The organism is Pseudomonas sp. LB3P25 (genome assembly GCF_054897985.1).
Genome location: NZ_CM142711.1, coordinates 487,542 through 512,329, shown reverse-complemented (window position 1 = coordinate 512,329; position 24,788 = coordinate 487,542). Strand labels below are relative to the sequence as shown.

Here is a 24,788-nt window from a genome sequence, read left to right as displayed (position 1 = left end):
GGGGAGGCGTTGGAGCTCAATGTAGGGAGTTAGCTGGAGGGGATAAAGGTGGGGGCGGGAACATCATTAGTTACTTGGTGTAATGAGTTATGTCTCGCAGACACAATACGTTTGCATTAAAAACGATCAATCGACTAGCCTGCATTTATTGCAAATTTTAGATAACTCAAAGGAGGGAGACGTTCATGGCAGTTCAATTTTTCGACAGCCCATTCCATGCCACGCATGACAGCGAAGTCGCTAGCAAAAAAGCGTTGAAGATGGAGCTATCGATATTCATCACTGACTACATCAAAACCCTGGGCCTCAAACAAAGTGAGGCTGCAGCCAGGTTGAACGTGACCCAATCACGCGTCTCAGAACTCACCACTGGCAAGATCGAGAAATTTACGATCGATGCAATGATGGACATGCTGGATAAACTCGGTTTTCGAACGACTTTTACGTTGCCATCCAACGATGCCGGGGCTTTACCTCAGATCGTAATTTCACAAGCTAACGCCTGCTAGACGTTGTGCGATTTTGCAGTAGGACTCAGCCCCTTCTGATGTAGTCCGTCTTGTTACGTGTCGCATTTTTTCAATTTTTGCGACACGTTATGAGGACGTGTCGCTGGCGACGACATGTGCGAGTCGAAGCGCTCCGGCATTAACGGCCTAACCCCAGCTATGGGAAGGGCGTGGCTCTCATTCATTTCGCGTACAGATTCCAGTAAATCCTTTTGAAACTGATCCAATTCGATGTCCATTCCTGGCGCCTCCTTCAGCAAGTCGGCAAGGCTATCAGCACGCCTTCTTCAAATTATGAAAATTATGGCTGGGCAATAATTATTGCCCAGCCATAAAAATCACTAAAACCTTCAACCCACGCCACCACCTAGCCACGATTGCGCATCCTCCTCCCTCAAGCTACCTTCAGACCGTCGCTGCCAATTCAGCGACCGGGCCTGATAACCCGAGTAAGATACAGGCGCACAAGCGCCCATAATCACGATTGTTGGCGTTTTTTTGTGCCTGCATTTCCGTGTAATGGCGGCTGTGCGTGGGAGACCTTCGGGTCTGCCGGGTTCCTGTATCTCCGGTTTATCAGCCCGCGCATAGCTGCCACCCATTCGCCTGATAACGAACGTGGTAGCTCTAACTTTGATTCAGGAGTTTTTGCTAATGCCCGCTATCGATCCGTCCAAAATTTTCATTTCTGCTTCACTGGTTACCCACCACCGCCCAAAAACCGGAGGTGCCCAATGACCAACCCCCAAGACCTGAAAACCATCGGCCTCACCCCTTTCTCCTACCACGCCAACCAACCGCTGTTCCGCATCAACGCCGGTGTCCCGGTCATCCAAGCCCTCTCCCACGCCTCCGATCTGCTCCACGTCGCCAAACTTCTCGCATCAGACGCCGCCATGATTCGAGACTCCGATCGGCATGCTTGGGCGTCGCATTTTTTGCAGGATATGAGCAAGGCAATCATTGATGACGTGGCGAAGGTGCTCGATGCGCCGGGTAACAACCGAGCAAATAACGCCGTTCCGATCTAAATCGCACCCACAAAAAAGCCCCGAACCAGTCGGGGCTTCTTCTTTCTCAGCCTTGCATCAGGCCTCGATAGCGCAACCGATCATCAGAAAATGTTGATCGGGTAATCCACGAACACACGCACTTCATTGCCGCTGGAGTTGTACTCACTCGACTTCTGCGACACACGCAGGATGGAGCTACGCAGTTTCACGCTCAGGTCTTTGGCCGGGCCGCTTTGCACGACGTACTTGAACTGGTTGAAGATTTCGCGCTCGGTACCGCCTTCGCTGGTGGAGGTGGTGATGTTGTCGCCACGTACGTAGGCGAAGTTGTAGCTCAGGCCTGGAATTCCGAAGGTGCTGAAGTCGAGGCCGTAGCCCAACTGCCAGCTGCGTTCGTCTTCGGCGTTGAAGTCGGACCAGTAGGAGTTCGCCAGGTAGATAGTGTTGCCACCATCGCCGACGCGACCTTGGTCTTTCTGGTAGCCGCCGTACGGGTAGCCCAGGTTGCTGTCGCCGGTGCTGCGCTGGTGGGCGAGCGTGAACGAGTGCGCGCCGGTGGCGAATGTGGCGGCCAGGCTCCAGATCTTGTTGTCGTCGCCGGTGGCACCGCTGTCGCGGACGTAGGAATCGTCCAGCTTGGTGCGGTAGCCGTTGAAGTCCAGGGTCAGGGACTGATCCTTGTCGATCGGGAATACGTAGTTGGCGTTCACGTATTGCTTCTTCAGCACGTCTTCGACGTCGGAGGCGTACAGCGCAGCCTTGAACTGTTCGGTGAACTGGTAACTACCGCCCAACACGTTGATCGACTTCAGGCCGCCGCTGTCATGGCCTTCAGCGCTTTTGCGCGATTCGGCGGTGAAGCGACCGGCGTTCAGCTCCAGGCCTTTGATCTCCTTGGAGGTGATCAGGGTGCCGGTGTAGCTTTCCGGCAGCAGACGCCCGTTGTCGTAGCTCAACACCGGCAGGACTGGCATCTGGTCGCCGTAAGTCAGAACGGTGCTGGATACGCGGAATTTTACCGCGCCACCGGCTTTGGCCAGGTCGCCGGCCGGGTTACCGCTATCGCCTTCCTTAAAGAAGTCGATGCCTTGGCCGCCGCTGTGGCTACCACGGTCCAGACGCAAGCCGTACAGACCGAAGGCATCAACGCCCACGCCGACGGTACCTTGGGTGAAGCCCGAGGTGTAGGTGCCGATGGCAGCCTGGCCCCATTCACGCTGGTCGTCGTTGCCGTCTTTTTTGTCGCGATTGATGTAGGCATTGCGCAGCAGTACTTTGAGGCTGCTGTCTTCAACAAAACCCTTGGATTCGGCCTGGTCGTTAGCCATGACCTGTGTAGCACTCAACATCCCCAGAGCGATCAGGCTGATTCGCTTGTTCAACATTTTGTTCTTTTCCTTATGATCGGTTGATACGCGCTGTGTCGAACGGCTGAAACGGCGCTATCGCACTCTTTTTTCACCCCAAACAAAAAGGCCCGCGCACGAAGAAATCGTGGCGGGCCTTTTTGTTATTTTATGAGTCATGGCGGTTAGCCACAGGCGTGGGGCGAATCCTAGCCGCGCCCTTAACGATGTGTCAATTTCATGAATCGTCTGTAAATAGGCGAAAAACGTCTAAGAAATCACTTGTCGCCGTCAATGAGTGCAGCCGTTCAGGCCACAGGCTTGAAGCTCCGATGACAACGCTTGTGCGGGAAGCGACTGACTCAGCCATGCCGCGAAGGCTTGCGGCTTGCCGAGCCAGGGGCTGATATCGATCAGGGTGAATTGGCCGTTGTGTTCCAGGGCGAAGGTCGGGAAACCCTGACCGCCGACCTCAGCCAAGCGTGCTCGACTGTCCTTGATATGGCGATCGGTTTCAGCGTCTTTGAACGCAGCCTGGAACGCTTGGGACTCCAGACCGATGTCTTGTGCGAGTTCAAACAGGACCGCTTCTTCGGCAATGCGTCGACCTTCCTCGTAGTGAGCACTCTGCAAACGTCCCAGCAACTCCAGTCCGCGGCCGGCGATCTGCTCGGCTGCCAGCACCGCGGCAATCGGCGGTACGGAATCGAAAACCGCTGTCTCATCGCGCAGCAATCCTTCGAAATACGCCTCGCCGAACGGCTGACCGGTGTACTCGGCGATACGCCGGTCATGGGGCATCACGTAGTTGCGCAGTTGTGGCGAGACGGTCTGGCGGTTGGCGCCGGTCATCATGCCGCCGCCGTGGGCGATCACTGGCAACACAGCCTGGGCGGCTTGCACCAGTGGTTTTGCGCCGTAGCACCAGCCGCATAACGGGTCGTAAATGTAGTGAAGGATCATGGGAAGGCTCCGGCAAAAGCGTAGGAAAACGAGATGCCGGCAGATTAGTCCCCCAACCGTTTCTGAAAAATGCTGGAATGGCTTTCAGTCTGTTTCATGAATCGGTCGAATGAACCCGCCCCGTTGCAGCAATCTCGACGGCGCAGATTCAGCCGGGCGCACCGCGCAGCCTGGTCGTGACCGGCACCTATAGCTTCTAAACACCGTTTTACCGGTGTGGATCACAAATAATGTATTCACACCGAGCACCTGTGGGAGCGAGCCTGCTCGCGAAGAGGTCGGCACATTCAGCATCACTGTTGACTGTCAGACCGCTTTCGCGAGCAGGCTCGCTCCCACAGGTGCTCGGTGTGTAACTCACAAAACCTTCGCCCATAAAAAAGCGCCGCCATCCCGGCAGCGCTTTTACCAATCCGTTGTTTTTTCTTCTTATCCTTCCATCACATCCCACAACGCTTCCAGCTCCGCTTCGCTGAATAAACCAGCGGGGTAGCGCTCGATCATCATCCGGCGCGGATCAGGTTCTCTGATCTGACGCGTTCCATTGGACTTCAACCAGTGCGCCAGGACCTGGAGCGATTCGCTGTTTGCTGCCAGGGGATGCAACGCCCGTTCGCTCACTACATTCATTTCGGCGTTCATTTCCGCGCTCTCTCCTGGTTTGTGAGCGGCTAACTTATCCAAGGTTTATGACAGAACATCGCAGTTCTCCCCCTCCCTGTATTGCGCCATGAGAGATACAAGAGCTGTGCCAAGGTTTCGCAACTGTCGACAAGCGGATACAAAAAAGCCCGCGGTCCTGAAGGGCTGCGGGCTTCCTGTAAGGCGGGAAGGGAAAACGGTGGCCGTGCTGATTCTGCAATCAACTCAAGCTGTTACAACCCCACTCACTCCTTGTGCGGTGCTGGCTGTTGTTGGGTAAGGCAGTGGATGTTACCGCCTCCCAGTAACAGTTCGCGGCCGGGCACCATCACCACTTCGTGCTGCGGGAACAGTGCCTGCAAAATCTCTTTTGCCGGGCCATCCAACGGATCGTCAAAGCTCGGCGCAATGATGCCGCCGTTAACGATCAGAAAGTTCACGTAGGAACCCGCCAAACGAACGGTCGGATTACGTTCCTGAGTACCGTCCACCGGATCCACACCGGCGCACTCTTCTTCGGTCGCATACAGCGGCCCCGGAATCGGCATCTTGTGCACCGTGAATGGGCGCCCCTTGGCGTCGGTGCTGCTTTCCAGCACTTTCATTGCCGCCTGGCAGCGTGGGTAGTTCGGGTCCTGCGGGTCATCGGTCCAGGCCAACAAGACTTCGCCCGGACGCACGTAGCAGCAGAAGTTATCCACATGGCCGTCGGTTTCGTCGTTGAACAAACCGTCCGGCAGCCAGATGATTTTATCCACAGCCAGATTCGCACTGAGCACCGCTTCGATTTCTGCACGGTTCATGTGCGGGTTGCGATTGCGGTTAAGCAGGCATTCTTCGGTGGTGATCAGCGTGCCTTCGCCATCGACATGGATCGAACCGCCTTCGAGCACAAAGCCCTCGGTGCGGTAGCGCTGGCTGCGCTCAATCTCAAGGATCTTGCCGCCCACCTGCGAATCGCGATTCCACGGCGAATAAAGCCCCCCGTCGAAACCGCCCCAGGAGTTGAAGTCCCAGTTCACACCACGGACTTCGCCACTGTTATTGATAACAAACGTCGGGCCGGTATCGCGAACCCAGGCGTCGTCGCTGGACATTTCCACCACACGAATATTCGGCACGTCCAGACGGGCACGGGCGTTTTCGTATTGGCCGGCGGAAACCGCCACGGTCACCGGTTCGAAACGCGCAATGGCTTTAGCCACCGCGACGTGCGCGGCTTGCGCCGGTTTGCCACCCAGACGCCAGTTGTCCGGGCGCTCGGGCCAGATCATCCAGGTCTGGGTTTGCGGCGCCCACTCGGCCGGCATGTAAAAGCCGTCGGCGCGAGGGGTGCTGTTCAAAGTGGTCATAGCGATCAGGACTCCAGGGAACCGTCGAGGGTCTTTAGTGTGCCATACAGGTTCGGGCGACGATCGCGGAACGAACCCCACGCGCTGCGGATGTGCTCCAGCTCGTCGAGGTCGAAGCTCTGAACCAGTATGCCTTCTTCGGTTTCGTTGAGTTCTTGAACCTTCTCGCCGAACTGGTTGGCGATGAACGACGAGCCGTAAAACGTAATGTCGTAGCCGTCCTGCTCTTCGTTGCCGATGCGGTTGCTGGCGATCAGCGGCATCAGGTTGGCGCCGGCATGGCCTTGTTGCACGCGCTGCCAGTGATCACGGGACGAAATGGTCTTGTCGTGTGGCTCGCTGCCGATCGCGGTCGGGTAGAACAGGATTTCCGCGCCCAGCAACGCCATGCTGCGGGCGCATTCCGGGAACCACTGGTCCCAGCAGATGCCCACGCCGATTTTCGCGTAACGGGTGTTCCAGACTTTGAAGCCGGTATCGCCCGGATTGAAGTAGTACTTTTCGTGGTAGCCAGGGCCGTCCGGGATATGACTTTTACGATAAATCCCGAGATTGGAACCGTCGGCATCGATGATCGCGATGCTGTTGAAACGCGCCCGGCCCGCCAGTTCGTAGAAGCTGATCGGCAAAACGACTTGCAGTTCTTTGGCGACTTTCTGGAAGTGCTTGATGGCGACGTTGTCTTCAACGGTCGTGGCCAGCTGCAGGTAATCCGGGTTCGGCTTTTGGCAGAAGTACGGAGCCTCGAACAGTTCCTGGATCAGAATGATCTGCGCGCCTTTCGCCGCAGCCTCACGGACCAGCCGCTCAGCGGTCTCGATGTTGGCTTCAAGGTCCCAGGAACAGGCCATCTGGGTGGCGGCGACGGTAACGATACGGCTCATGAATCATCTCCGGGGCAATTGCTTGAGGGTCGAGTGAGGCATCGACCGATGACAGAAATGGGAAGCACCGGGCGTGGAGGGTCCACACCGGCGCAGCGGTGACTTTATAGCCGATAAAAATCGGCTTTAAAAGCATTTAATCTTCCATCTGTCGAAAAACAAAGCACTTAAACCCGATAACAATCGAATTTTAACGCAGTCCCTGTGGGAGCGAGCCTGCTCGCGAAAGCGCTGGGTCAGTCAACACACAGGCTGAATGGTTGACCGCCTTCGCGAGCAGGCTCGCTCCCACAAGGGGGATGGGTGTTTACAGACCCTCTGCGAGCACCTTCGACAGCATATCCACGAAGAAATCCACACTCTGACGCGAGGTCACCATCGGCGGTTTGATCTTGAGGATGTTCAGGTAATCACCGGTCGGCTGCATGAAGATCCCCAGCTCGCGCAATCGATCACACAGCGCCGTGGTTTCTTCGGTCGCCGGTTCCAGGGTTTCGCGGTTGCGGATCAACTCGACGCCCAGATAGAAGCCGGAACCATGCACCGCGCCCACCAGCGGATGAACATCGATCAGCGCTTCAAGCCGTTCCTTGAAATGTCCTCCCACGACCTGAGCGTTTTCCCAGAGCTTTTCTTCTTCCATCACATCCAGCACCGCCATGCCGATCTGGCAACTGACCGGGCTGCCGCCGGCCGACGAGAAGAAGTAACCCTCGGCTTCCAGCGCTTCGGCGATTTCCCGACGGGTGATCACCGCACCGAGCGGCTGGCCGTTGCCCATGCCTTTGGCCATGGTGATGATGTCCGGCACCACACCCTGCTCTTCGAAACCCCAGAAAAAGTTACCCATGCGGCCGTAACCGACCTGCACTTCGTCAGCAATACACACACCGCCCTGAGCGCGAACCAGCGCATAAACCTGCTTCAAATACCCAGGCGGCAACGAGATACCGCCGGCATTGCCGTACACCGGCTCGCAGATGAAACCGGCCAGCTGACGTTTCTGCTCGGCAATTTTCGCCAGGTGGTGTTCGACGCTGCGCACGTAGTCCGGCGCGCTATCCGGTCCACGGAATTCGCCGCGATAGGTATTTGGCGCGGTGACCGGATGCACCCAGTCCGGACGGCTGCTCAAGGCTTTCGGGTTGTCGGCAATCGAGGTCGAGACCGCATCCGCGCCTACTGTCCAGCCGTGATAGGCCTCCAGCACGCTGACCATGTCGCGACCGCCGCTGTAGGCCCATGCCAGGCGGATTGCCAGGTCATTGGCCTCGCTGCCACTGTTGACCAGAAACACCCGGTCCATGGAGTCCGGCGACAGTTTCAGCAAACGTTCGGAGAACTCGGCAATCGCCGCGTAGTTAAAACGCGAGTTGGTGTTGAGCAGTGACCACTGACGGCTGGCGACAGCGGCCATGCGCGGATGACCGTGGCCCAGCACCGCGACGTTGTTGAGCATGTCGAGGTAGGAGCGGCCTTGCATGTCGATCAGGTGATTGCGCCAGCCACGTTCGATGCGCGGTGGGTCGACATAATAGTGCTTCTGGGTACGGGCGAAACTGGCATCACGGCGCGCCAGCAACGTCTGCGAATCGAGTTCTTCTTCAGCGTCACAGGCCAACCCCAGCAGAGTCGCTGGCGACGGGCACAACGCTTGCCAGGCCGCGGCGCGAGAAGGCGAACAAAACAAGGGCGCATTGAACGAAGCGCCTCGGCACAACTGCACGATCAGTGGCCCGCTGACCGAACCCAGCACCTGGCCTTTGACCAGCGCTGCGCCCCTGTGCAGCGACGGGGTCACGCCCCACAGACGCACGCTCAGTTGCGGGCCGTCCAGTTGCAGCACACCCACCGCCGGCTGATGCACCACCCCGGCAAACGGTGACTCGACCGCCGTGCCGTGGGGCACTCGCAATTCGACGTGCAATGGGCACGTGTCTGACTCAGTGGCGCAGTCCGGGCGGGTGCGGGACAAGCGATATTGCCCATAACGACTGGCCGCCAGACCGTGAGCCGCAGCAGCCTCGGTCAGCAGACGCTGATCGATCCCCTCCTGCTCCCAGTTGCCGGCTTCAAAATGCGGACTGAGCACGCCCAAATCGATCAGCGCAAACTCACGCCCGACCAGACTTGGCAGCAGCGGCGCGAAGCCTTCGCTGCCGATGCTCGGCAAGCTATGGCCGACCGAAGTAAGGATCGCCGCTTCCATCAACGCCAAAGGCGCCGATGTAGCGACACGGAAAATCTCCCACTCATGGGTGAGGTTGTCGCGACTGTACGCGTTGCCAGGATCGATGCTGACCTGCTGTTCGCCGCTGAGCACCAACACCGCCGCACGGGCGACGATCAGCGGCCAGAGCGCTAACAGTTCTTCATGTTGCAGCGGATTGACGGCGTGATAGGCCTGGACCGCCGGCAAAATGCAGAACGGATCGCCATCGGCGTGGTGCAGCAGCGCCGCACACGTCACCGACAGATCAGTGATGCGCCAGGTACGGACCAAGTCGCCGAAATCGATCACACCCTGCAATTGCCACTGGCGTTGCGAGTCTCGCTGCCACACCACATTGTCGTCGGTGATATCCATGTGAATCGCCTGTACCGGCAACTTATCCACAAGCGGCTGCAAATGACGCTCGGCCCGTTCAGCCGCATCGGCAATCAGCCGGCGTTGCTGGTCATCCTTGATGACCGGCAGCAAATGCGCGATCAACGTGTTGGCGTGGCGGGCGTCCCATTGAAGGGTGCGCTCGAGACCCGGATGGTCGAAACCGGCCAGGGCCAGATCCATTTCACCGCAGAGCCGACCGAAACCGGCCACCACTGAACCGGGCAGATGATCAAGGTGTGTGAGCGACTGGCCTTCGATGTAATCGAGCAGGCGCACATGCACCGGTTGGCCGCCGACTTCCAGGGAGAGAAGGTCTGCACCGTTTTTGGCGGGAATAACTCGTGGCACATGCACATCGGGGTGTTCACCCAAATGCTTGAGCCCGGCGTGCTGGGCGTGCAGCTCCAGCGCCGAGTAGTCGCCACGGCATATTTTCAGGACAAAACGCCCCTGGTCGCTGTCGACCCGATAGTTAAGATCCTGCTGGCTGCCGAGGGCCTGCAACTTTCCACTCAGCCCGTAATGCCCCTTCAACAGCTCAAGCGCTTGCTCCGCAGACACTTGCGGGCTGGGCAAACTGGCGCGATGAATCAAGGTGGCGAGTGGCATACAACGACCCCTGAAATTTTATTAGGCGCTTATATCGCCACTGCTTGGGGCGATACGCAACCCCTTATACCGGTCAGGAGGTGTGCATTGGGGAGGGTCTCCAGTCAGCGAGAGGGTGTCAGATTTTTTTGTGTGCGGGCCGATAATGGCCTGCCGTCAGGCAGGCCTTCATTTCACCAGGCCAGGCCTGAAAATGCCGTCGACTGTCGAATAATCGTGGTCATTTGCCTTTTCAGGTCAGCAAGAAAAAGCTTCGCAACATCCCTGGACGACACAATGAATTGTCCAAGTGACCGAATCTAAGGGTTTTTCCCCTGACAAGGCCTGTTTTCATCGTGGAGATGAAATTTTGTTCACGTAGATGAAGACGGACAGCACCTATAGTCCAAGCACTGGTACTTCGGCGAGGTGAACGTAGCCAACGATGGCTCGGAAGAAGACCATTGGAGGTACAAAACCTTCAGCGCCTTGCGCGTCGAAAACCTCAAATTTTCAGCTGAACAATACTTGAATACTTCGATGTTGATAAATGCAATGGTGGTCTGCTCTTCCAGAATTTGATTGCCTGAACCACGGTCCACTCGCGCCCGGACACCACTTTAGGCAAGAATGTCGCCTATCAACGTCTGTTGCTGGAGAAAGACCATGAATGTAGTCACCACCGACCTGCCCGGTGTTCTGATCATCGAACCCAAGGTATTTGGTGACGAGCGCGGTTTCTTTTATGAAAGCTTCAATGCCAAGGCTTTCAAAGAAGTGACTGGCCTGGAAGCGAATTTCGTTCAAGACAACCATTCCCGCTCGCAAAAAGGCGTATTGCGCGGCCTGCATTACCAACTGGAAAACACTCAAGGCAAACTGGTTCGCGTCACAGTGGGTGAAGTACTCGACGTGGCTGTGGACATTCGCCGCAGCTCGCCACATTTCGGCAAATGGGTGGCCGTGCGTCTGTCCGCCGAGAACCATCGTCAAATGTGGGTCCCGGAGGGTTTCGCCCACGGTTTCGTGGTGCTGAGCGAGTCCGCCGAATTTCTCTACAAAACCACCGACTACTACACACCGTCCGCCGAGCGCAGCATTCGCTGGGACGATCCGGACCTGGCCATTGATTGGCAACTGGATGAAGCACCGCAACTGTCCGGTAAAGATCAGGCCGCCGCGTTCTTCAAGGACGCTGACGTCTTTTCCTGAAACACCGTCTGAATCTTCACCGCACATGGGTGCCTGACCCACGGTGCGCAGACTGCGCCCGCAAGCCTAGGCATAATGCGCCTGTACCCACAGGCGCTCGATGCTCATGACTCCGACCCTTCCCCGCAGACCCCGCTGGCGCAGCCTGGCCCTGCTCGCACTGTGCCTGGCGCCATTGCTGTGGCCCCTGGAACATCTGGCCGAGCGTTACTACCGCAGCGAACTGGCCGGGCAGAACCGTCAGACACTCGACCTTTACGTTGCCAACTTGCTGGGCACCCTGCACCGCTATGAAGTATTGCCGCAGATCCTCGGCGATCTGCCGGCCCTGCGAGCCGTCCTCGGTGCGCCCGACGATGGCGTCACCCAAGGCAATGCTAATCGCTTGTTGAAAAACATCAGCGCCCAGACCGGCGCCGAAGTCATGTACTTGATGGACACCACGGGCAAGACCCTGGCCGCGTCCAATTGGGACAAACACGACAGTTTCGTCGGGCGCAATTTTTCCTTCCGGCCGTATTTCAGCGAAGCCATGGCCGGACGGCTGGGGCGTTTTTTCGGTTTGGGAACGACCTCTGCCAAGCGCGGCTATTTCTTCGCCGCCGCCGTGCGTAACGGCGAACAGATCATCGGCGTGCTGGTGGTCAAGGTTGACCTGGACCACACCGAAAGCCTCTGGGGCAAAACCCCGGAACAACTGCTGCTGACCGACCATAACGGCGTGGTCATTCTCACATCGCGGCCCGAGTGGCGATTCCGCTCGACCCGCTCGTTGAGCGAAGAGGAAAGCAACGCGATCACCGCGATTCAACCCTATCCGACCCGCAATCCCAAACCGTTGAAGCTCAACCCCAGCGCCTGGTTGACACAGACCCAGCCAATCGCAGAAACCGGTTGGAATGTCAGCATCCTCGCTCCGCGCACCTTGATCGATCGTCCGGTACGCACGGTCGTCGCCATTGGTGGCGCGACGCTGTTGGTGTTGATGCTGTTGCTGGGTCTGATGATGCAGCGACGCCGGCATTACCTTGATCGAATCGCCTTCGAAGCCAAGGCCCGTCGCGAGCTGGAAGGCCGGGTAGCCGAGCGGACCAGCGACCTCGAAGGCCTCAACCGTCGACTGAAACAGGAAGTGCTGGAGCGCGAACAGGCCCAGCAAGAGCTGGTTCGCGCTCAGGATGATCTGGTGCAGGCCGGCAAACTGTCGGCATTGGGGACGATGTCCGCAAGCATCAGCCACGAACTCAATCAGCCACTGGCGGCGATCCGCAGCTACGCGGAAAACGCCGAAGTGCTGCTCGATCATCAGCGCACCGACGATGCGCGCGGCAACCTCAAGCTGATCAGCGAACTGACCGGGCGCATGGCGTCGATTATCGCCCACCTGCGCGCCTTCGCCCGGCGCGATCGCCACGCCCCGGAAAGCGTCGCCCTGCAACCGGCGCTGGACGATGCGCTGGCGCTGCTGGCCAAGCGCCGGCGTAGCATGGAAGTCGAGCTGATCCGCGACTTGCCGGCCGCCACCCTGTGGGTCGAGGCCGGGGAAACCCGTCTGCGTCAGGTGCTCGGCAATCTGCTGGCCAACGCCCTGGACGCACTGACGGAAAAAGGCCCGCCGCGTAAGCTCTGGTTGAGTGCCCAATCCACCGCCGACGGCGTCAATCTGTACATTCGCGACAATGGCCCCGGGTTTTGCATGGAAGCCCTTGGTCGTGCCAGCGAGCCTTTCTACACCACCAAGACCCGCACTCAGGGTCTTGGGTTGGGGCTGGCGATTTGCGAAACCCTGATGCGTGCCTTCGGTGGTGAACTGTCGTTCGCCAACCACAAGGAAGGCGGCGCCCTGATTACTCTGAAGCTGCGTGCAGGCGCACCGGGTGTGAGCCTGCAACCGTCCGAGGACCGAAGTGCATGACCATCGACAACCGCATCCAGGTCGTGCTGATCGACGACGATCCGCACCTGCGTCAGGCCCTGAGCCAGACCCTGGACCTCGCCGGCCTGAAAATTCTGCCACTGGCCGAAGCCAAGGGCCTGGCCGCACAACTGGAGCGCGACTGGCCCGGCGTGGTGGTCAGTGACATCCGCATGCCGGGCATGGACGGTCTCGAACTGTTGACCGAGCTGCATGCCCAGGACCCGGAACTGCCGGTGCTGCTGATTACCGGTCACGGCGATGTGCCGCTGGCGGTGCAGGCCATGCGTGCCGGGGCTTACGACTTTCTGGAAAAACCCTTCGCCAGCGACGCCCTGCTCGACAGCGTCCGCCGCGCCCTGGCCCTGCGCCGGCTGGTGCTGGACAACCGCAGCCTGCGTCTGGCCCTGAGCGATCGCAATGAACTGAGCACCCGATTGGTCGGGCAATCAGCGTCGATGCTGCGCCTGCGCGAGCAGATCGGTGCATTGGCGGCGACCAAGGCCGATGTGCTGATCCTTGGCGAAACCGGTGCCGGCAAAGAAGTCGTGGCCCGAGCGCTGCACGATTTGTCGAACCGTCGTAACGGCCCGTTCGTGGCGATCAATGCCGGCGCCCTGGCCGAGTCGGTGGTAGAAAGCGAGCTGTTCGGTCACGAGCCCGGCGCCTTTACCGGCGCGCAAAAGCGTCGCATCGGCAAGTTCGAATTCGCCAATGGCGGCACGTTGTTCCTGGATGAAATCGAAAGCATGAGCCTGGATGTACAGGTGAAATTGCTGCGTTTGCTGCAAGAGCGGGTGGTCGAGCGCTTGGGCGGCAATCAGTTGATCCCGCTGGACATCCGCATCATCGCTGCGACCAAGGAAGACCTGCGTCAATCCGCCGATCAGGGCCGCTTCCGTGCCGACTTGTATTACCGCCTGAATGTCGCACCGCTGCGTATTCCACCGCTGCGCGAGCGCGGCGAGGATGCGCTGATGCTGTTCCAGCACTTTGCCGACGAAGCCAGCGCTCGCCACGGTCTGCCACCCCACGAGTTGCAACCGGGACAACGCGCACTGCTGCTGCGCCACACCTGGCCGGGTAACGTGCGGGAATTGCAGAACGCCGCCGAACGTTTTGCCCTGGGCCTGGAACTGGCCCTGGACAATAACGCAGCGGATGGCGCTGTCGGCATGACGGTCGAAGTGATCAGCGGCGGTCTCAGCGAACAAGTGGAAAACTTCGAAAAAACCCTGATCGCTGCCGAGCTGGCGCGCCCTCACGGCTCCGTGCGCAGCCTCGCCGAAGCCCTTGGCATCCCACGCAAAACCTTGCACGACAAACTGCGCAAGCACGGGCTGAACTTCGCGGACAGCGGCGGCCACACCCACACCGACGAACCCGATTGAGCTACCGTCAAATCATTATCTTCATACAAGAGACTCATGCATGAGCCGCGACAGTCGTCATCTGGAATCAGTCCTCCATCGCGACATTCCCCTTACGCGGGACATGGGCCTCAAAGTGCTCGATTGGCACGACCAGCAACTGCGCCTGCACTTGCCGCTGGAGGCCAACGTCAATCACAAAAGCACCATGTTCGGTGGCAGCCTGTATTGCGGCGCGGTGCTGGCCGGTTGGGGCTGGCTGCATTTGCGATTGCGTGAAGAAGGGGTTGAAGGCGGGCACATCGTGATTCAGGAAGGACAGATCAGCTATCCGCTGCCGGTGACCATGGACGCGAAAGCGATTTGCCATGCGCCGAGTGCGGCAGTTTGGAAGAAGTTTTTGGCGATGTATAAGCGGTATGGGAGAGCGCGGTTGACACTGCATTCGCGGATCGTCAACGCCGACAGTGATGACGATGCGGTGACGTTTACAGGGCAGTACGTGTTGCACCGGTAAAGCAGAAGATCGCAGCCTCGTTTCACTCGACAGCTCCTACAGAGAAACGCGCCCCCTGTAGGAGCTGTCGAGTGAAACGAGGCTGCGATCCCTTGATCTTCAGGCCCGAGCCAACGCCAACAGCTTTTCCCGCCAAGCCGCTTTAGCCGGCAGCGCCAAAAAAAACTCATTCAACAACGACTCACGCGCCGGATAACAAAACGGCGCACCGCTCAAATCCAGCACCTCACCGCCCGCCCCTTCCAGCACGCCTTGCGCCGCCGCCGTGTCCCACTGCGAAGTCGGCGCCAACCGCGGATAACAATCCGCTGCCCCTTCCGCCAACAAGCAGAACTTCAGCGAACTGCCGATATTGGCCAGTTGCAGCTCACCCAGACTGTCGCTCAACCCGGCCAGCAAGCGCTCCTGCTCAGGACTTGAATGCCGACGACTGGCAACCACGGTAAACGCTTCACCTGCAGCAGGCACGTCGCGAACCTGAATCGGCAAAGGCTCCGCGTCTTTATCGCCACGCCACGCACCCAGTCCCGCACCACCGACGTAAAAGCGCCCGTTGGTCGGCATCGACACCACGCCAAACACCACACGCCCCTGCTCGATCAGCGCAATGTTGACGGTAAATTCTTCACTACCGGAGATGAACTCCTTGGTCCCGTCCAGTGGGTCCACCAGCCACCAGCGCTGCCACCCGGCGCGCACGCTCTGGGGAATGTTGGCGTCTTCTTCGGACAGCACCGGGATGCTCGGGTCCAGCGCTGTCAGCCCGGCCAGGATCACATGGTGAGCGGCCATGTCGGCGGCCGTCACCGGGGAATCATCGGATTTGGCAGTTACGGCGACGTTGGCACGCCAAAACGGCAGAATCGCTTCACCGGCTTTCAAAGCCAGTTCAACAACAGGCGCCATCAACGGATGGGGGAAAATCATGGCTGGAACACTCCACGCTGAGTCAGCAGATCACGGGCCAGATACAGTGCTGCCAATGCACGGCCCTCAGTGAATCGCGGGTTCTGGGCCAGGGCCGACAGCTCACGCAGGTTGATTTTGTCCACGCCCATCGGCTCGGGCTCATCGCCTTCAAGGCTTTCTTCGTACAGATCGGTCGCCAGCACCACCTGGATCTTCTGGCTCATGTAACCGGGCGACAACGACAACTCAGTCAGATGCTCCAGTTGCCGCGCGCCATACCCAGCCTCTTCCTTGAGCTCACGCTCGGCCGCCGCCAGCACGTCCTCGCCCGGTTCGATCAAGCCTTTAGGCAAGGACAGCTCGTATTCATCCGTGCCACCGCAATACTCTTCGACCAGTACCGCGTGGTCCGCATCCAGCATCGCCACGATCATCACCGCGCCATAACCGGCGCCCTTGCCGACCAGTCGCTCATACGTGCGCTCCACGCCATTGGAAAAGCGCAACTTCAGCTCTTCGACGCAGAACAAGCGGCTGGTGGCGACGATCTCGCGGGCGAGGATGGTGGGTTTCTGGCGCATGAGCGGCTCCTTGGCGATAGCGGATTACTATACCCGGCCTATCCTGATTGTTTACCTCGGATATCTTTATTACCGCTGGAGAAGTTTTTTATGTCTTTGCTGCCCTGGCGTGACATCGACACCGTTCTGCTGGATATGGACGGCACGCTGCTGGACCTGCACTACGACAACCATTTCTGGATGGAGCACCTGCCCCAGCGTTACGCCGAATTGCACGGGGTGAGCCGGGCCATGGCCGAGATGGAACTGCAGCCGCTGTTCGAAAGCAACGCCGGCCAGTTGCAGTGGTATTGCCTGGATTTCTGGAGCGCCGAGCTCAAACTGCCGGTGCGCGAACTGAAACTGGAAACCGCACATTTGATTGCCCTGCGTCCGGATGCGGACACCTTTCTGGCCGCTATCAAACAGGCCGGCAAGCGCGTGGTGCTGATCACCAATGCACACCGCGATTCGCTGTCATTGAAACTGGAAAGAATCGAACTGGCGCCGTATTTCGAGCGGTTGATCAGCTCTCACGATTACGGTTTCGCCAAGGAAAACCCGCAGTTCTGGGATGCCCTTCAGGCGGACATCGGCTTCGACCCGGCGCGCAGTCTGTTTATCGACGATACGTTGCCAATCCTGCGCAGTGCGCGGAATTTTGGTGTGGCGCATCTGTTGGCCGTGAGTGAGCCGGACAGCCACAAAGGGCCGAAGGACACGGCGGAGTTTGCGGCGGTGGGAGACTATCGGGAGTTGATTGCCGGACTTTGAGAGCGAGTCGCCTGCTTCGCGAGCAGGCTCGCTCCCACACGGATCTGCGTCGTACACAAATAATGTGTTCACTGAAGATCAATGTGGGAGCGAGCCTGCTCGCGAAAGCGGTCCTGAGGGTTACTCAGGAATCCGCAACGACTGCCCCGGATAGATCTTGTCCGGGTGCGACAACATTGGCTTGTTGGCCTCAAAGATCTTGTTGTACTTGTTGGCATCGCCGTACTCAGCCTTGGAGATCGCGCTGAGCGTGTCGCCTTTTTTCACCGTGACAAAACGCGCCGCCTTAGCAACAGGCCCGGTCACCGTAATCTGATCGTCTACGCTACCGACACCGGCGATATTGCCCACCGCCAGCAGGATTTTTTCCTTCTCTTCCTGGCTCGCCACTTCGCCGGTCACCGTGACCTTGTCGCCATCCACCGTCGCCTGCACATTCGGGTTACCCAGGCCGACCTTGCTGATGTGTTCCTTCAACTGCTCGCTGGCATTGGCGTTGCCTGGCGTCAGCAGATCGATAAGTTTTTCGCCTGCTTCTTTCACAAAGCTAAAAATACTCATGGTGCACTCTCCTTGGGTTTTGGGTTCCAGACGCAAAAGACTAGACCAAGCCTGAGAACCCCGGTTCCAACCCGACCAATGACGCCGCTTCCCCCCAAGCGCTAGAATCCCGACCTTCCCGCGCCCTGGAGCGAAGATGGACATCAAGCAACTGAAATTCCTCATCGCCCTCGACGAAACCCGGCATTTCGGCCAGGCCGCCGCCCGTTGTCACATCACCCAGCCTACCCTGTCCATGCGCCTGCGCAGCCTCGAAGAAGAACTCGAGCTGCCACTGGTCAATCGCGGCCAGCGCTTCGAAGGCTTCACCGCACCAGGTGAACGGGTGCTGGCCTGGGCGCGTACCGTGCTGGCGGCCTACGACGGCTTGCAGGCCGAGGCGGCTGCCTGTCGCGGCAATCTGGTCGGTACGTTGCGTCTGGGCGTGGTGCCGCTGTCGAGCTTCGATCCGCTGCCGCTGATGCAACGCTTGCACGCCGAACACCCGAACCTGCGCTTCGAACTCTCGGCGCTGAGTTCCGAGCAGATCCTCGAACAACTGGCGAACAATCGACTGGATCTGGGCGTGTCGTATCTGGAGCGACTGGACGGCGAACGCTTCGATTCCCTGGCGCTCAGCGAAACCCGCATGGGTCTGCTCTACGATCAGCGCTTCTTCAGTTTCGGTGAAGCGCCGCTGAGTTGGGAGTCGCTGATCGAGCTGCCGCTGGGCATGCTCACCAGCGGTATGCATTTTCGGCAGTCCATCGACCACAACTTCCACAGCCGCGGCCTCACCCCACAACCCTTATTGCAGACCGATGCCGTCCACCAATTGTTACAAGCGGTGCACGGCGGATTCTGCTGCGCCGTGATGCCGCTGGACGGCGGCCTGGAAAAACTCACCGATCATTTGCGCCTGCAACCCATCGAAAATGCTCAAACCCTCGCCCGGCTGGGGCTGATCATGCGTCGTAGCGCCCCGCGTTCGGCGCTCGCGGAAGCCTGTTTCGCGATTCTTCAGCAATCGCTGCCGAGCTCTTGATCGACGCCATCTATCGGCAGATCAGTATTAGCGATTAGACGCGACAAGTTGACGCGCCTAGGCTTAAAGCAGCCTAAACCGTCGGTGATGCCTCATGAACACCAAGCGCCCTGCCTGCGCGGCGCCTGCCCTCGAAACGCCAGCGCCCGCTGCAAGCCAGACATACAGTTACTGCGACCTTCGCCACACCGAAACGCAAAGCGCCGAATCGGCCAGCACCGCGCTGGCCGAAGAAGTCGCGTTGGCGATCGCCTATAACGGCATCAGCCAGGCTGTGATGCTGGTGACGCCGACGGATCTGGAAGACTTCATCGTCGGTTTCAGCCTCGGCAGCGGCATCATCGAAGACGCCTGCGACATCTATGACCTGCAACTCAGCGGCTCGGGTTCGGCGCAGTACGCGCAAGTGACCATCGCCAACCGCGCCTTCTGGAACCTCAAGCAACAACGTCGGCAAATGGCCGGCACCAGCGGTTGCGGGCTCTGCGGTGTGGAAGCGGTGGAACAGGCATTGCCAGACCTCAAAGTCCTGCCCGGCGCGCCCTTGCCGCCCGCCGAATGGCTCGATGGTTTGCGTCAGCGCATCGGTGCGTTCCAGCCTCTTGGCCAGTACTCCGGCGCGGTGCACGCGGCCGTGTTTATGAACAGTCAGGGCCAATTGCTGCTGGGTCGCGAAGACATCGGACGGCACAACGCCCTCGACAAACTGATTGGCGGACTGATCCGTCAGAAGATCCCGACCACCGGCGGGCTGGCGATTGTCACCAGCCGTTGCAGCCTCGAATTGATCCAGAAAGTATTGCGCGCAGGCATCCAGACCCTGGTCAGCCTGTCGTCGCCCACGGGCCTTGCCGTGCAATGGGCCCGTCGTCACAACCTCAATCTCATCCACCTGCCGCAGAAAAGTGCGCCGCGGGTCTACAGCCCTGCGACGGAGAACCAAGCGTGAGTCAACATCGTCAAGCCGACCAGAAACCCGTCCCCCGCTACAAGCCCTACAAAGGCCCAGCCGGTGGCTGGGGCGCGCTGATCAGCGTCGCCCAGGCCTGGTTAACCAGCGATAACGCGCTGAAAAACCTCCGCATAATGCTCAAGACCAACCAGAACGGCGGCTTCGACTGCCCCGGTTGCGCCTGGGGCGATTCTCCGGAAAAGGGCATGGTGATGTTCTGCGAGAACGGCGCCAAAGCGGTGAACTGGGAAGCGACCAAACGGCGTGTCGACGCTGCATTCTTCGCCAAGCACAGCGTCAGCTCGCTGCTGGAACAGAGCGACTATTGGCTGGAATATCAGGGCCGCCTGACCGAGCCACTGAGCTACGACGCCGAGACCGATCGCTACAAACCGATCAGTTGGGAAGCGGCCTTCGCCTTGATCGGCAAACACCTGCAAGGGCTGTCGAGCCCTGATCAGGCCGAGTTCTACACCTCGGGCCGCGCCAGCAACGAAGCGGCGTACCTGTATCAATTGTTCGTGCGTGCCTACGGCACCAATAACTTCCCCGATTGCTCGAACATGTGCCACGAGGCCAGCGGTGTGGCCATGGCGCAAAGTGTCGGCGTTGGTAAAGGCACGGTCACCTTCGACGACTTCGAACACGCCGATGCGATTTTTGTCTGGGGTCAGAACCCTGGCACCAACCACCCGCGGATGCTCGAACCGCTGCGCGAAGCGGTGAAACGCGGCGCTCAGGTTGTGTGCATCAACCCTTTGAAGGAGCGCGGCCTGGAACGCTTCCAGCACCCGCAACACCCGATCGAAATGCTCACCAACGGCGACAAGCCGACCAACACCGCGTTCTTCCGTCCGGCCCTCGGTGGCGACATGGCGATCCTGCGCGGCATGGCGAAATTCCTGCTGCAATGGGAGCGCGACGCGCAGAAGACTGGCGCTGAAGCGGTGTTCGATCACGACTTCCTCAATGAACACAGCGTCAACGTGCTGGACTATCTTGCCGCCATCGACGATACCCCGTGGGAGCAGATCGTCGAGCAATCCGGCCTGCCGCTGGTGGAGATCGAGCAAGCGGCGCGCATGTACGCCAAGAGCAAGAACGTCATCATGTGCTGGGCCATGGGCATCACCCAGCATCGCCATTCGGTGCCGACCATCCAGGAAATCGCCAACCTGATGCTGCTGCGCGGCAACATCGGCCGGCCGGGTGCCGGCCTGTGCCCGGTGCGTGGCCACAGTAACGTGCAGGGCGACCGGACCATGGGCATCAACGAGCGTCCGCCTGCGGTGTTCCTCGATTCCCTGGAGCGCCGCTTCCAGTTCAAGGTGCCGCGCGAAAATGGCCACAACGTGGTCGAGGCGATTCATGCCATGGCCGACGGCCGTGCGAAAGTGTTCATCGGGCTGGGTGGCAACTTCGCCCAAGCCACCCCGGACAGTTCACGGACCTTCCAGGCCCTGAGCAACTGCGACCTGACCGTGCAAATCAGCACCAAGCTCAACCGCAGCCATTTGGCGCACGGTAAAGAGGCGCTGATCCTGCCGTGCCTGGGCCGTACCGACATCGACATCCAGACCGAAGGCCCGCAAGCGGTGTCCGTCGAAGACTCGTTCAGCATGGTTCACGCCTCCAACGGCCAGTTGCAGCCGCTGTCGAACCAGATGCGCTCGGAGCCATCGATCATTGCCGGCATCGCCGCCGCGACCCTGGGCAGCAAACCGGTGGACTGGAACTGGCTGGTGGCCGATTACGACCGCATCCGCGACCTGATCGCCGACACCATTGCGGGCTTTCGCGACTTCAACGAGAAGCTCAAAAACCCGGGTGGTTTCTACCTCGGCAACAGCGCCGGCGCGCGACGCTGGAACACGCCGTCGGGTCGCGCCAATTTCCGTGCGAACATCCTGCCCAAAGATCTGGTGCACGAACGCACTCGCGCCACCGGCGTATTGCCGGACCTGATCATGCAGTCAATGCGTTCCCACGATCAGTACAACACCACGATTTATGGGCTTGATGACCGCTATCGCGGCGTGAAAGGTCAGCGTGATGTGTTGTTCGTCAATGAAGCCGACATCATTCGGCTGGGCTTCAAACCAGGGCAGAAAGCTGACATCGTTTCGATCTGGGATGATGGCCGTGAGCGTCGGGTGAAGGGCTTTACGCTGCTGGCGTTTGATATTCCTGCCGGACAAGCGGCGGCTTACTACCCGGAAGTCAATCCGCTGGTGCCGCTGGAAAGCATCGGGGATGGCAGCCATACGCCGACGTCGAAGTTTGTGGCGATCCGGCTGGAAGCGGCGAGTGAGACTGGGTTGATTATGGCGAAGTCGGCTTAACGCGGCAGCAGGTCTGGCCCCTTCGCGAGCAGGCTCGCTCCCACATTTGATCTGCGTTGAACACAAATCCACTGTGGGAGCGAGCCTGCTCGCGAAAGCGGTGGATCATTCAACGAATCTTCCGGATCCAGAACTTTCCAAACGCCCACAAAAAAGGCCGTTTTGTATAAAAACGGCCTATCCGAAGTAGCTAAAGACCGGCGAAAAACACTTAAGTTCCAGCTAAAAAACAGTAACTTATAGAAATGTGTTGAAGTCGTGTTACTCGTCGGATTTCGATTGTCACAACCATGACACAGCCTCAGGATCGCGCCGTCATCCCCTTGAGGTTCCTCTATGAAGTTCTCCTCGATTCTCTTGTTGTCCCTTGGCCTGGTCAGTGGCTTCGCTTCTGCTGGCGGCACCACCGAAGCAGGTGTGGGCGGCGCATTGGGCGGGGTTCTGGGCTCGGTCGTCGGTCAGTCATTAGGCGGCAGTACAGGTTCCACCATTGGCGCGGCCCTGGGCGGCGCGGGTGGTAGCGCCGTTGGCGCAGACAAACACAGCCGTGGCGAAGCCGCCATTGGCGGTGCGTTGGGCGCAGCAGGCGGTAACGTGGTTGGCCGCAGCATGGGCGGCACCACCGGCAGCCTGATCGGCTCCGCAGCAGGTGGCGGCGCCGGTGGCGCGCTGGGTAACTACATGGGCAACAAGAGCAATGACGATGATGATGATCGTCGCTCCTATCGTGGTGGCCATGGTGATCGTCGCTACTACCGTGACGGCCATCCGGGGCGCGGTCATGCCTATGGCCATCGCAAGCATCACCATCGCTATCGCGACTGAGGCTTGAATCGCCTAGCGTGCCGATGCATCAAAAAATCGCAGCCCAAGGGCTGCGATTTTTTTTGCCCGTCAAACCACCAAACGCTCCATTGCACCGCGCAACCCGACAGGAATCGCCACCGGCTGATTCGACGCCCGATCCACAAACACGTGCACGAACCGTCCCGCTGCGCAGGCTTCGTCTTCCCCGGCCTTGAACACTGCCAGTTCGTATTGCACCGAACTGTTACCCAACTTGCCCACCCGCAAACCGATCTCGATTCGATCGGGGAAGGCAATGGAAGCAAAGTAATCGCAGGCCGAACTCACCACAAAGCCCACCACTTCGCCGTCATGGATATCCAGACCGCCGACTTCGATCAGGTAGGTGTTCACTGCCGTATCGAAGAAGCTGTAGTAGGTGACGTTGTTGACGTGACCATAAGCGTCGTTGTCGTGCCAGCGGGTGGTGATGGGTTGGAAGTGCGGGTAGTCGGTGCGTTGTTGCATCAGCGTCTATTCCTGAAGTTGGATTACCAGTCTAAGGCGAAAACCGCGTTATCGTTCTTCGCGAGCAGGCTCGCTCCCACAATTGACCTTCGGTGAACACAGCGTTCGTGGACGACCGAGATCCATGTGGGAGCGAGCCTGCTCGCGAAGGCGTCGGCACAGGCGCTGCATCAATCACCTGTCAGAAAACCCCTTACCTGCCGCCTCCAACTCGCCAATCAAGCGCGCCGGCTTCCAGTGATCACCCTGCCGGGTCTCCAGCGCCATCAAACGCTGATGAATATCCGCCAACCCTTGCTGATCCGCCCAAGCCATCGGCCCGCCCTTGTCCGCCGGGAAGCCATAACCGTTGAGGTACACCAGATCGATGTCGTGCGCCGATTCGGCAATCCCTTCCTGAAGGATCTTCGCACCCTCGTTGACCAGTGCCAGCAAGCAGCGCTCCAGAATCTCCTCAGGCCCGATCTCGCGCCGCTGGAAGCCCAACCCTTCGCTAACCTTCAGCACCAGCGCATCGACTTCAACATCGTGCTCAGCCTGGCGACTGCCCGACTCATAGTGGTAATAGCCATTGCCACTTTTCTGGCCGAAACGACCTAATTCGCACAGACGATTGTCCACCTGAACCTCAGGCGCATCTTGCCCTATGCCGGCCAACTGCCGAGCGCGCCACTCCAGATCGATGCCGACCACGTCGTACATGCGGAACGGCCCCATGGCGAAGCCAAAACCTTGCAGCGCCGCATCGACCTGATGTGGATAAGCACCTTCGAGCAACATCTTGCGCGCTTCGAGCACATACGGATGCAGCATGCGGTTGCCGATGAACCCATGGCAGTTGCCCGACACCACACTGACCTTGCCCATGCGCTTGCCCAGCACCAAGGCGGCCTCAAGCACCGCCGGTAAAGTCTGGGCTCCGCGAACGACTTCCAGCAGCTTCATTATGTGCGCCGGGCTGAAGAAGTGCAGGCCCAGGACCTGTTGCGGACGGCGGGTGGCCGCGGCGATGGCGTCAATATCCAGCGCCGAGGTATTGCTGGCCAGAATCGCTTCAGGTTTGAGCAGATCGTCCAGCTCACGGAAGATTTTCTGCTTGAGTTCGAGGTTTTCGTACACCGCTTCGATGACCAGATCGACATCGCGGATTGCCGCGTAATCAGCAGCCGCCATTACCCGCGCAATGCGAGCGTCCGCCTCGGCCTGATCGATTCGACCCTGACGCACGTTGTGGGCGTAGGTGTCCGCCACGGTAGCCAGCGCCTGTTCAAGCACCTGTGGATTGTTATCGACCCACTGCACCGGGACGCCGGCGTTAGCCAGGCACATGACAATGCCACGGCCCATGGTGCCCGCGCCAATGACGGCGGCGCGCTGAATAGTGAACGGTGTCTGGCTCATAGTTGTTCTCTTGTTGGCGATCCAAAGAC

At 59.2% G+C, this 24,788-nt stretch carries 23 protein-coding genes; 11 read left to right on the top strand and 12 right to left on the bottom strand.

Features of this window, described 5'->3' with window-relative positions; translation table 11 throughout:
- Positions 1 to 185: 185 nt before the first annotated feature.
- A complete protein-coding gene (locus tag ACYZTW_RS02280; protein WP_462003575.1) occupies positions 186 to 509 on the top strand; it encodes a helix-turn-helix domain-containing protein in 324 nt (107 codons plus the stop codon).
- Positions 510 to 562: 53 nt separating this feature from the next.
- Here ACYZTW_RS02280 and ACYZTW_RS02275 read toward each other — a convergent pair whose 3' ends face one another.
- Positions 563 to 748 carry a hypothetical protein gene (locus ACYZTW_RS02275; RefSeq protein ID WP_462003574.1) on the bottom strand — a complete coding sequence of 62 codons (186 nt, stop codon included), beginning with the start codon at positions 746 to 748 and terminating at the stop codon, positions 563 to 565.
- Between the two features lie 495 nt (positions 749 to 1,243).
- On the opposite strand from ACYZTW_RS02275, the gene ACYZTW_RS02270 reads away from it, so the two are divergent.
- Positions 1,244 to 1,540, top strand: coding sequence for a DUF3077 domain-containing protein (locus ACYZTW_RS02270; RefSeq protein ID WP_462003573.1), 297 nt, complete (start codon positions 1,244 to 1,246; stop codon positions 1,538 to 1,540).
- Positions 1,541 to 1,623: 83 nt separating this feature from the next.
- Here the strand turns inward: ACYZTW_RS02270 and ACYZTW_RS02265 are convergent, their stop codons facing one another.
- The 6 genes from ACYZTW_RS02265 to ACYZTW_RS02240 form a co-directional block, all read right to left on the bottom strand.
- A complete protein-coding gene (locus ACYZTW_RS02265) occupies positions 1,624 to 2,907 on the bottom strand; it encodes an OprD family porin (RefSeq protein ID WP_415772744.1) in 1,284 nt (427 codons plus the stop codon).
- 252 nt (positions 2,908 to 3,159) lie between these two features.
- Positions 3,160 to 3,831, bottom strand: coding sequence for a DsbA family protein (locus ACYZTW_RS02260; protein WP_462003572.1), 672 nt, complete (start codon positions 3,829 to 3,831; stop codon positions 3,160 to 3,162).
- Between the two features lie 429 nt (positions 3,832 to 4,260).
- On the bottom strand, positions 4,261 to 4,473 hold the full coding sequence (locus ACYZTW_RS02255; RefSeq protein ID WP_462003571.1) for a hypothetical protein: 213 nt from the start codon (positions 4,471 to 4,473) through the stop codon (positions 4,261 to 4,263).
- Between the two features lie 245 nt (positions 4,474 to 4,718).
- Positions 4,719 to 5,825, bottom strand: coding sequence for an agmatine deiminase (gene aguA / locus ACYZTW_RS02250; protein ID WP_056745555.1), 1,107 nt, complete (start codon positions 5,823 to 5,825; stop codon positions 4,719 to 4,721).
- A gap of 5 nt (positions 5,826 to 5,830) precedes the next feature.
- Positions 5,831 to 6,709, bottom strand: a complete 879-nt coding sequence (gene aguB, locus ACYZTW_RS02245) for an N-carbamoylputrescine amidase (protein WP_462003570.1) — start codon at positions 6,707 to 6,709, stop codon at positions 5,831 to 5,833.
- Between the two features lie 307 nt (positions 6,710 to 7,016).
- A complete protein-coding gene (locus ACYZTW_RS02240) occupies positions 7,017 to 9,929 on the bottom strand; it encodes an aminotransferase (protein WP_462003569.1) in 2,913 nt (970 codons plus the stop codon).
- Positions 9,930 to 10,574: 645 nt separating this feature from the next.
- Here ACYZTW_RS02240 and rfbC point away from each other — a divergent pair.
- The 4 genes from rfbC (at position 10,575) to ACYZTW_RS02220 (ending at position 14,922) form a co-directional block, all read left to right on the top strand.
- Complete coding sequence (gene rfbC / locus ACYZTW_RS02235; RefSeq protein WP_462003568.1) at positions 10,575 to 11,120, top strand: dTDP-4-dehydrorhamnose 3,5-epimerase; 546 nt, start codon at positions 10,575 to 10,577, stop codon at positions 11,118 to 11,120.
- Positions 11,121 to 11,226: 106 nt separating this feature from the next.
- Positions 11,227 to 13,035 (top strand): sensor histidine kinase, encoded by a 1,809-nt coding sequence (locus tag ACYZTW_RS02230; protein ID WP_462003567.1) that lies wholly within the window; start codon positions 11,227 to 11,229, stop codon positions 13,033 to 13,035.
- Positions 13,032 to 14,426, top strand: a complete 1,395-nt coding sequence (locus tag ACYZTW_RS02225; protein ID WP_462003566.1) for a sigma-54-dependent transcriptional regulator — start codon at positions 13,032 to 13,034, stop codon at positions 14,424 to 14,426. The genes ACYZTW_RS02230 and ACYZTW_RS02225 overlap by 4 nt, the downstream gene beginning before the upstream one ends.
- Positions 14,427 to 14,466: 40 nt before the next feature.
- The gene (locus ACYZTW_RS02220; protein WP_462003565.1) at positions 14,467 to 14,922 is read left to right on the top strand and encodes a YiiD C-terminal domain-containing protein; all 456 of its coding nucleotides are present in this window, start codon (positions 14,467 to 14,469) and stop codon (positions 14,920 to 14,922) included.
- Positions 14,923 to 15,021: 99 nt separating this feature from the next.
- Here ACYZTW_RS02220 and cysQ read toward each other — a convergent pair whose 3' ends face one another.
- Entirely contained in the window at positions 15,022 to 15,849 is an 828-nt protein-coding gene (cysQ, locus tag ACYZTW_RS02215; protein ID WP_462003564.1) for a 3'(2'),5'-bisphosphate nucleotidase CysQ, read from the bottom strand.
- On the bottom strand, positions 15,846 to 16,412 hold the full coding sequence (gene nudE, locus ACYZTW_RS02210; RefSeq protein ID WP_033058385.1) for an ADP compounds hydrolase NudE: 567 nt from the start codon (positions 16,410 to 16,412) through the stop codon (positions 15,846 to 15,848). Before nudE ends, cysQ begins: the two co-directional genes overlap by 4 nt.
- Positions 16,413 to 16,502: 90 nt before the next feature.
- Here nudE and yrfG point away from each other — a divergent pair, with 90 nt between their 5' ends.
- The gene (yrfG, locus tag ACYZTW_RS02205; protein ID WP_462003563.1) at positions 16,503 to 17,165 is read left to right on the top strand and encodes a GMP/IMP nucleotidase; all 663 of its coding nucleotides are present in this window, start codon (positions 16,503 to 16,505) and stop codon (positions 17,163 to 17,165) included.
- A 120-nt stretch (positions 17,166 to 17,285) separates the two neighbouring features.
- Here the strand turns inward: yrfG and lysM are convergent, their stop codons facing one another.
- A complete protein-coding gene (gene lysM, locus ACYZTW_RS02200; protein WP_462003562.1) occupies positions 17,286 to 17,726 on the bottom strand; it encodes a peptidoglycan-binding protein LysM in 441 nt (146 codons plus the stop codon).
- A 136-nt stretch (positions 17,727 to 17,862) separates the two neighbouring features.
- Here lysM and ACYZTW_RS02195 point away from each other — a divergent pair, with 136 nt between their 5' ends.
- From ACYZTW_RS02195 to ACYZTW_RS02180, 4 genes are all read left to right on the top strand, one after another.
- On the top strand, positions 17,863 to 18,750 hold the full coding sequence (locus ACYZTW_RS02195) for a LysR family transcriptional regulator (protein WP_462003561.1): 888 nt from the start codon (positions 17,863 to 17,865) through the stop codon (positions 18,748 to 18,750).
- Between the two features lie 94 nt (positions 18,751 to 18,844).
- The gene (gene fdhD / locus ACYZTW_RS02190) at positions 18,845 to 19,699 is read left to right on the top strand and encodes a formate dehydrogenase accessory sulfurtransferase FdhD (RefSeq protein ID WP_462003560.1); all 855 of its coding nucleotides are present in this window, start codon (positions 18,845 to 18,847) and stop codon (positions 19,697 to 19,699) included.
- Entirely contained in the window at positions 19,696 to 22,044 is a 2,349-nt protein-coding gene (locus ACYZTW_RS02185) for an FdhF/YdeP family oxidoreductase (RefSeq protein WP_462003559.1), read from the top strand. The genes fdhD and ACYZTW_RS02185 overlap by 4 nt, the downstream gene beginning before the upstream one ends.
- Before the next feature lie 336 nt (positions 22,045 to 22,380).
- Entirely contained in the window at positions 22,381 to 22,869 is a 489-nt protein-coding gene (locus ACYZTW_RS02180; protein ID WP_462003558.1) for a glycine zipper domain-containing protein, read from the top strand.
- 69 nt (positions 22,870 to 22,938) lie between these two features.
- Here the strand turns inward: ACYZTW_RS02180 and ACYZTW_RS02175 are convergent, their stop codons facing one another.
- Both ACYZTW_RS02175 and ACYZTW_RS02170 read right to left on the bottom strand, forming a co-directional pair.
- A complete protein-coding gene (locus ACYZTW_RS02175; protein ID WP_462003557.1) occupies positions 22,939 to 23,358 on the bottom strand; it encodes an acyl-CoA thioesterase in 420 nt (139 codons plus the stop codon).
- 174 nt (positions 23,359 to 23,532) lie between these two features.
- The gene (locus ACYZTW_RS02170; RefSeq protein WP_462003556.1) at positions 23,533 to 24,759 is read right to left on the bottom strand and encodes a 3-hydroxyacyl-CoA dehydrogenase; all 1,227 of its coding nucleotides are present in this window, start codon (positions 24,757 to 24,759) and stop codon (positions 23,533 to 23,535) included.
- Between the last annotated feature and the right edge of the window lie 29 nt (positions 24,760 to 24,788).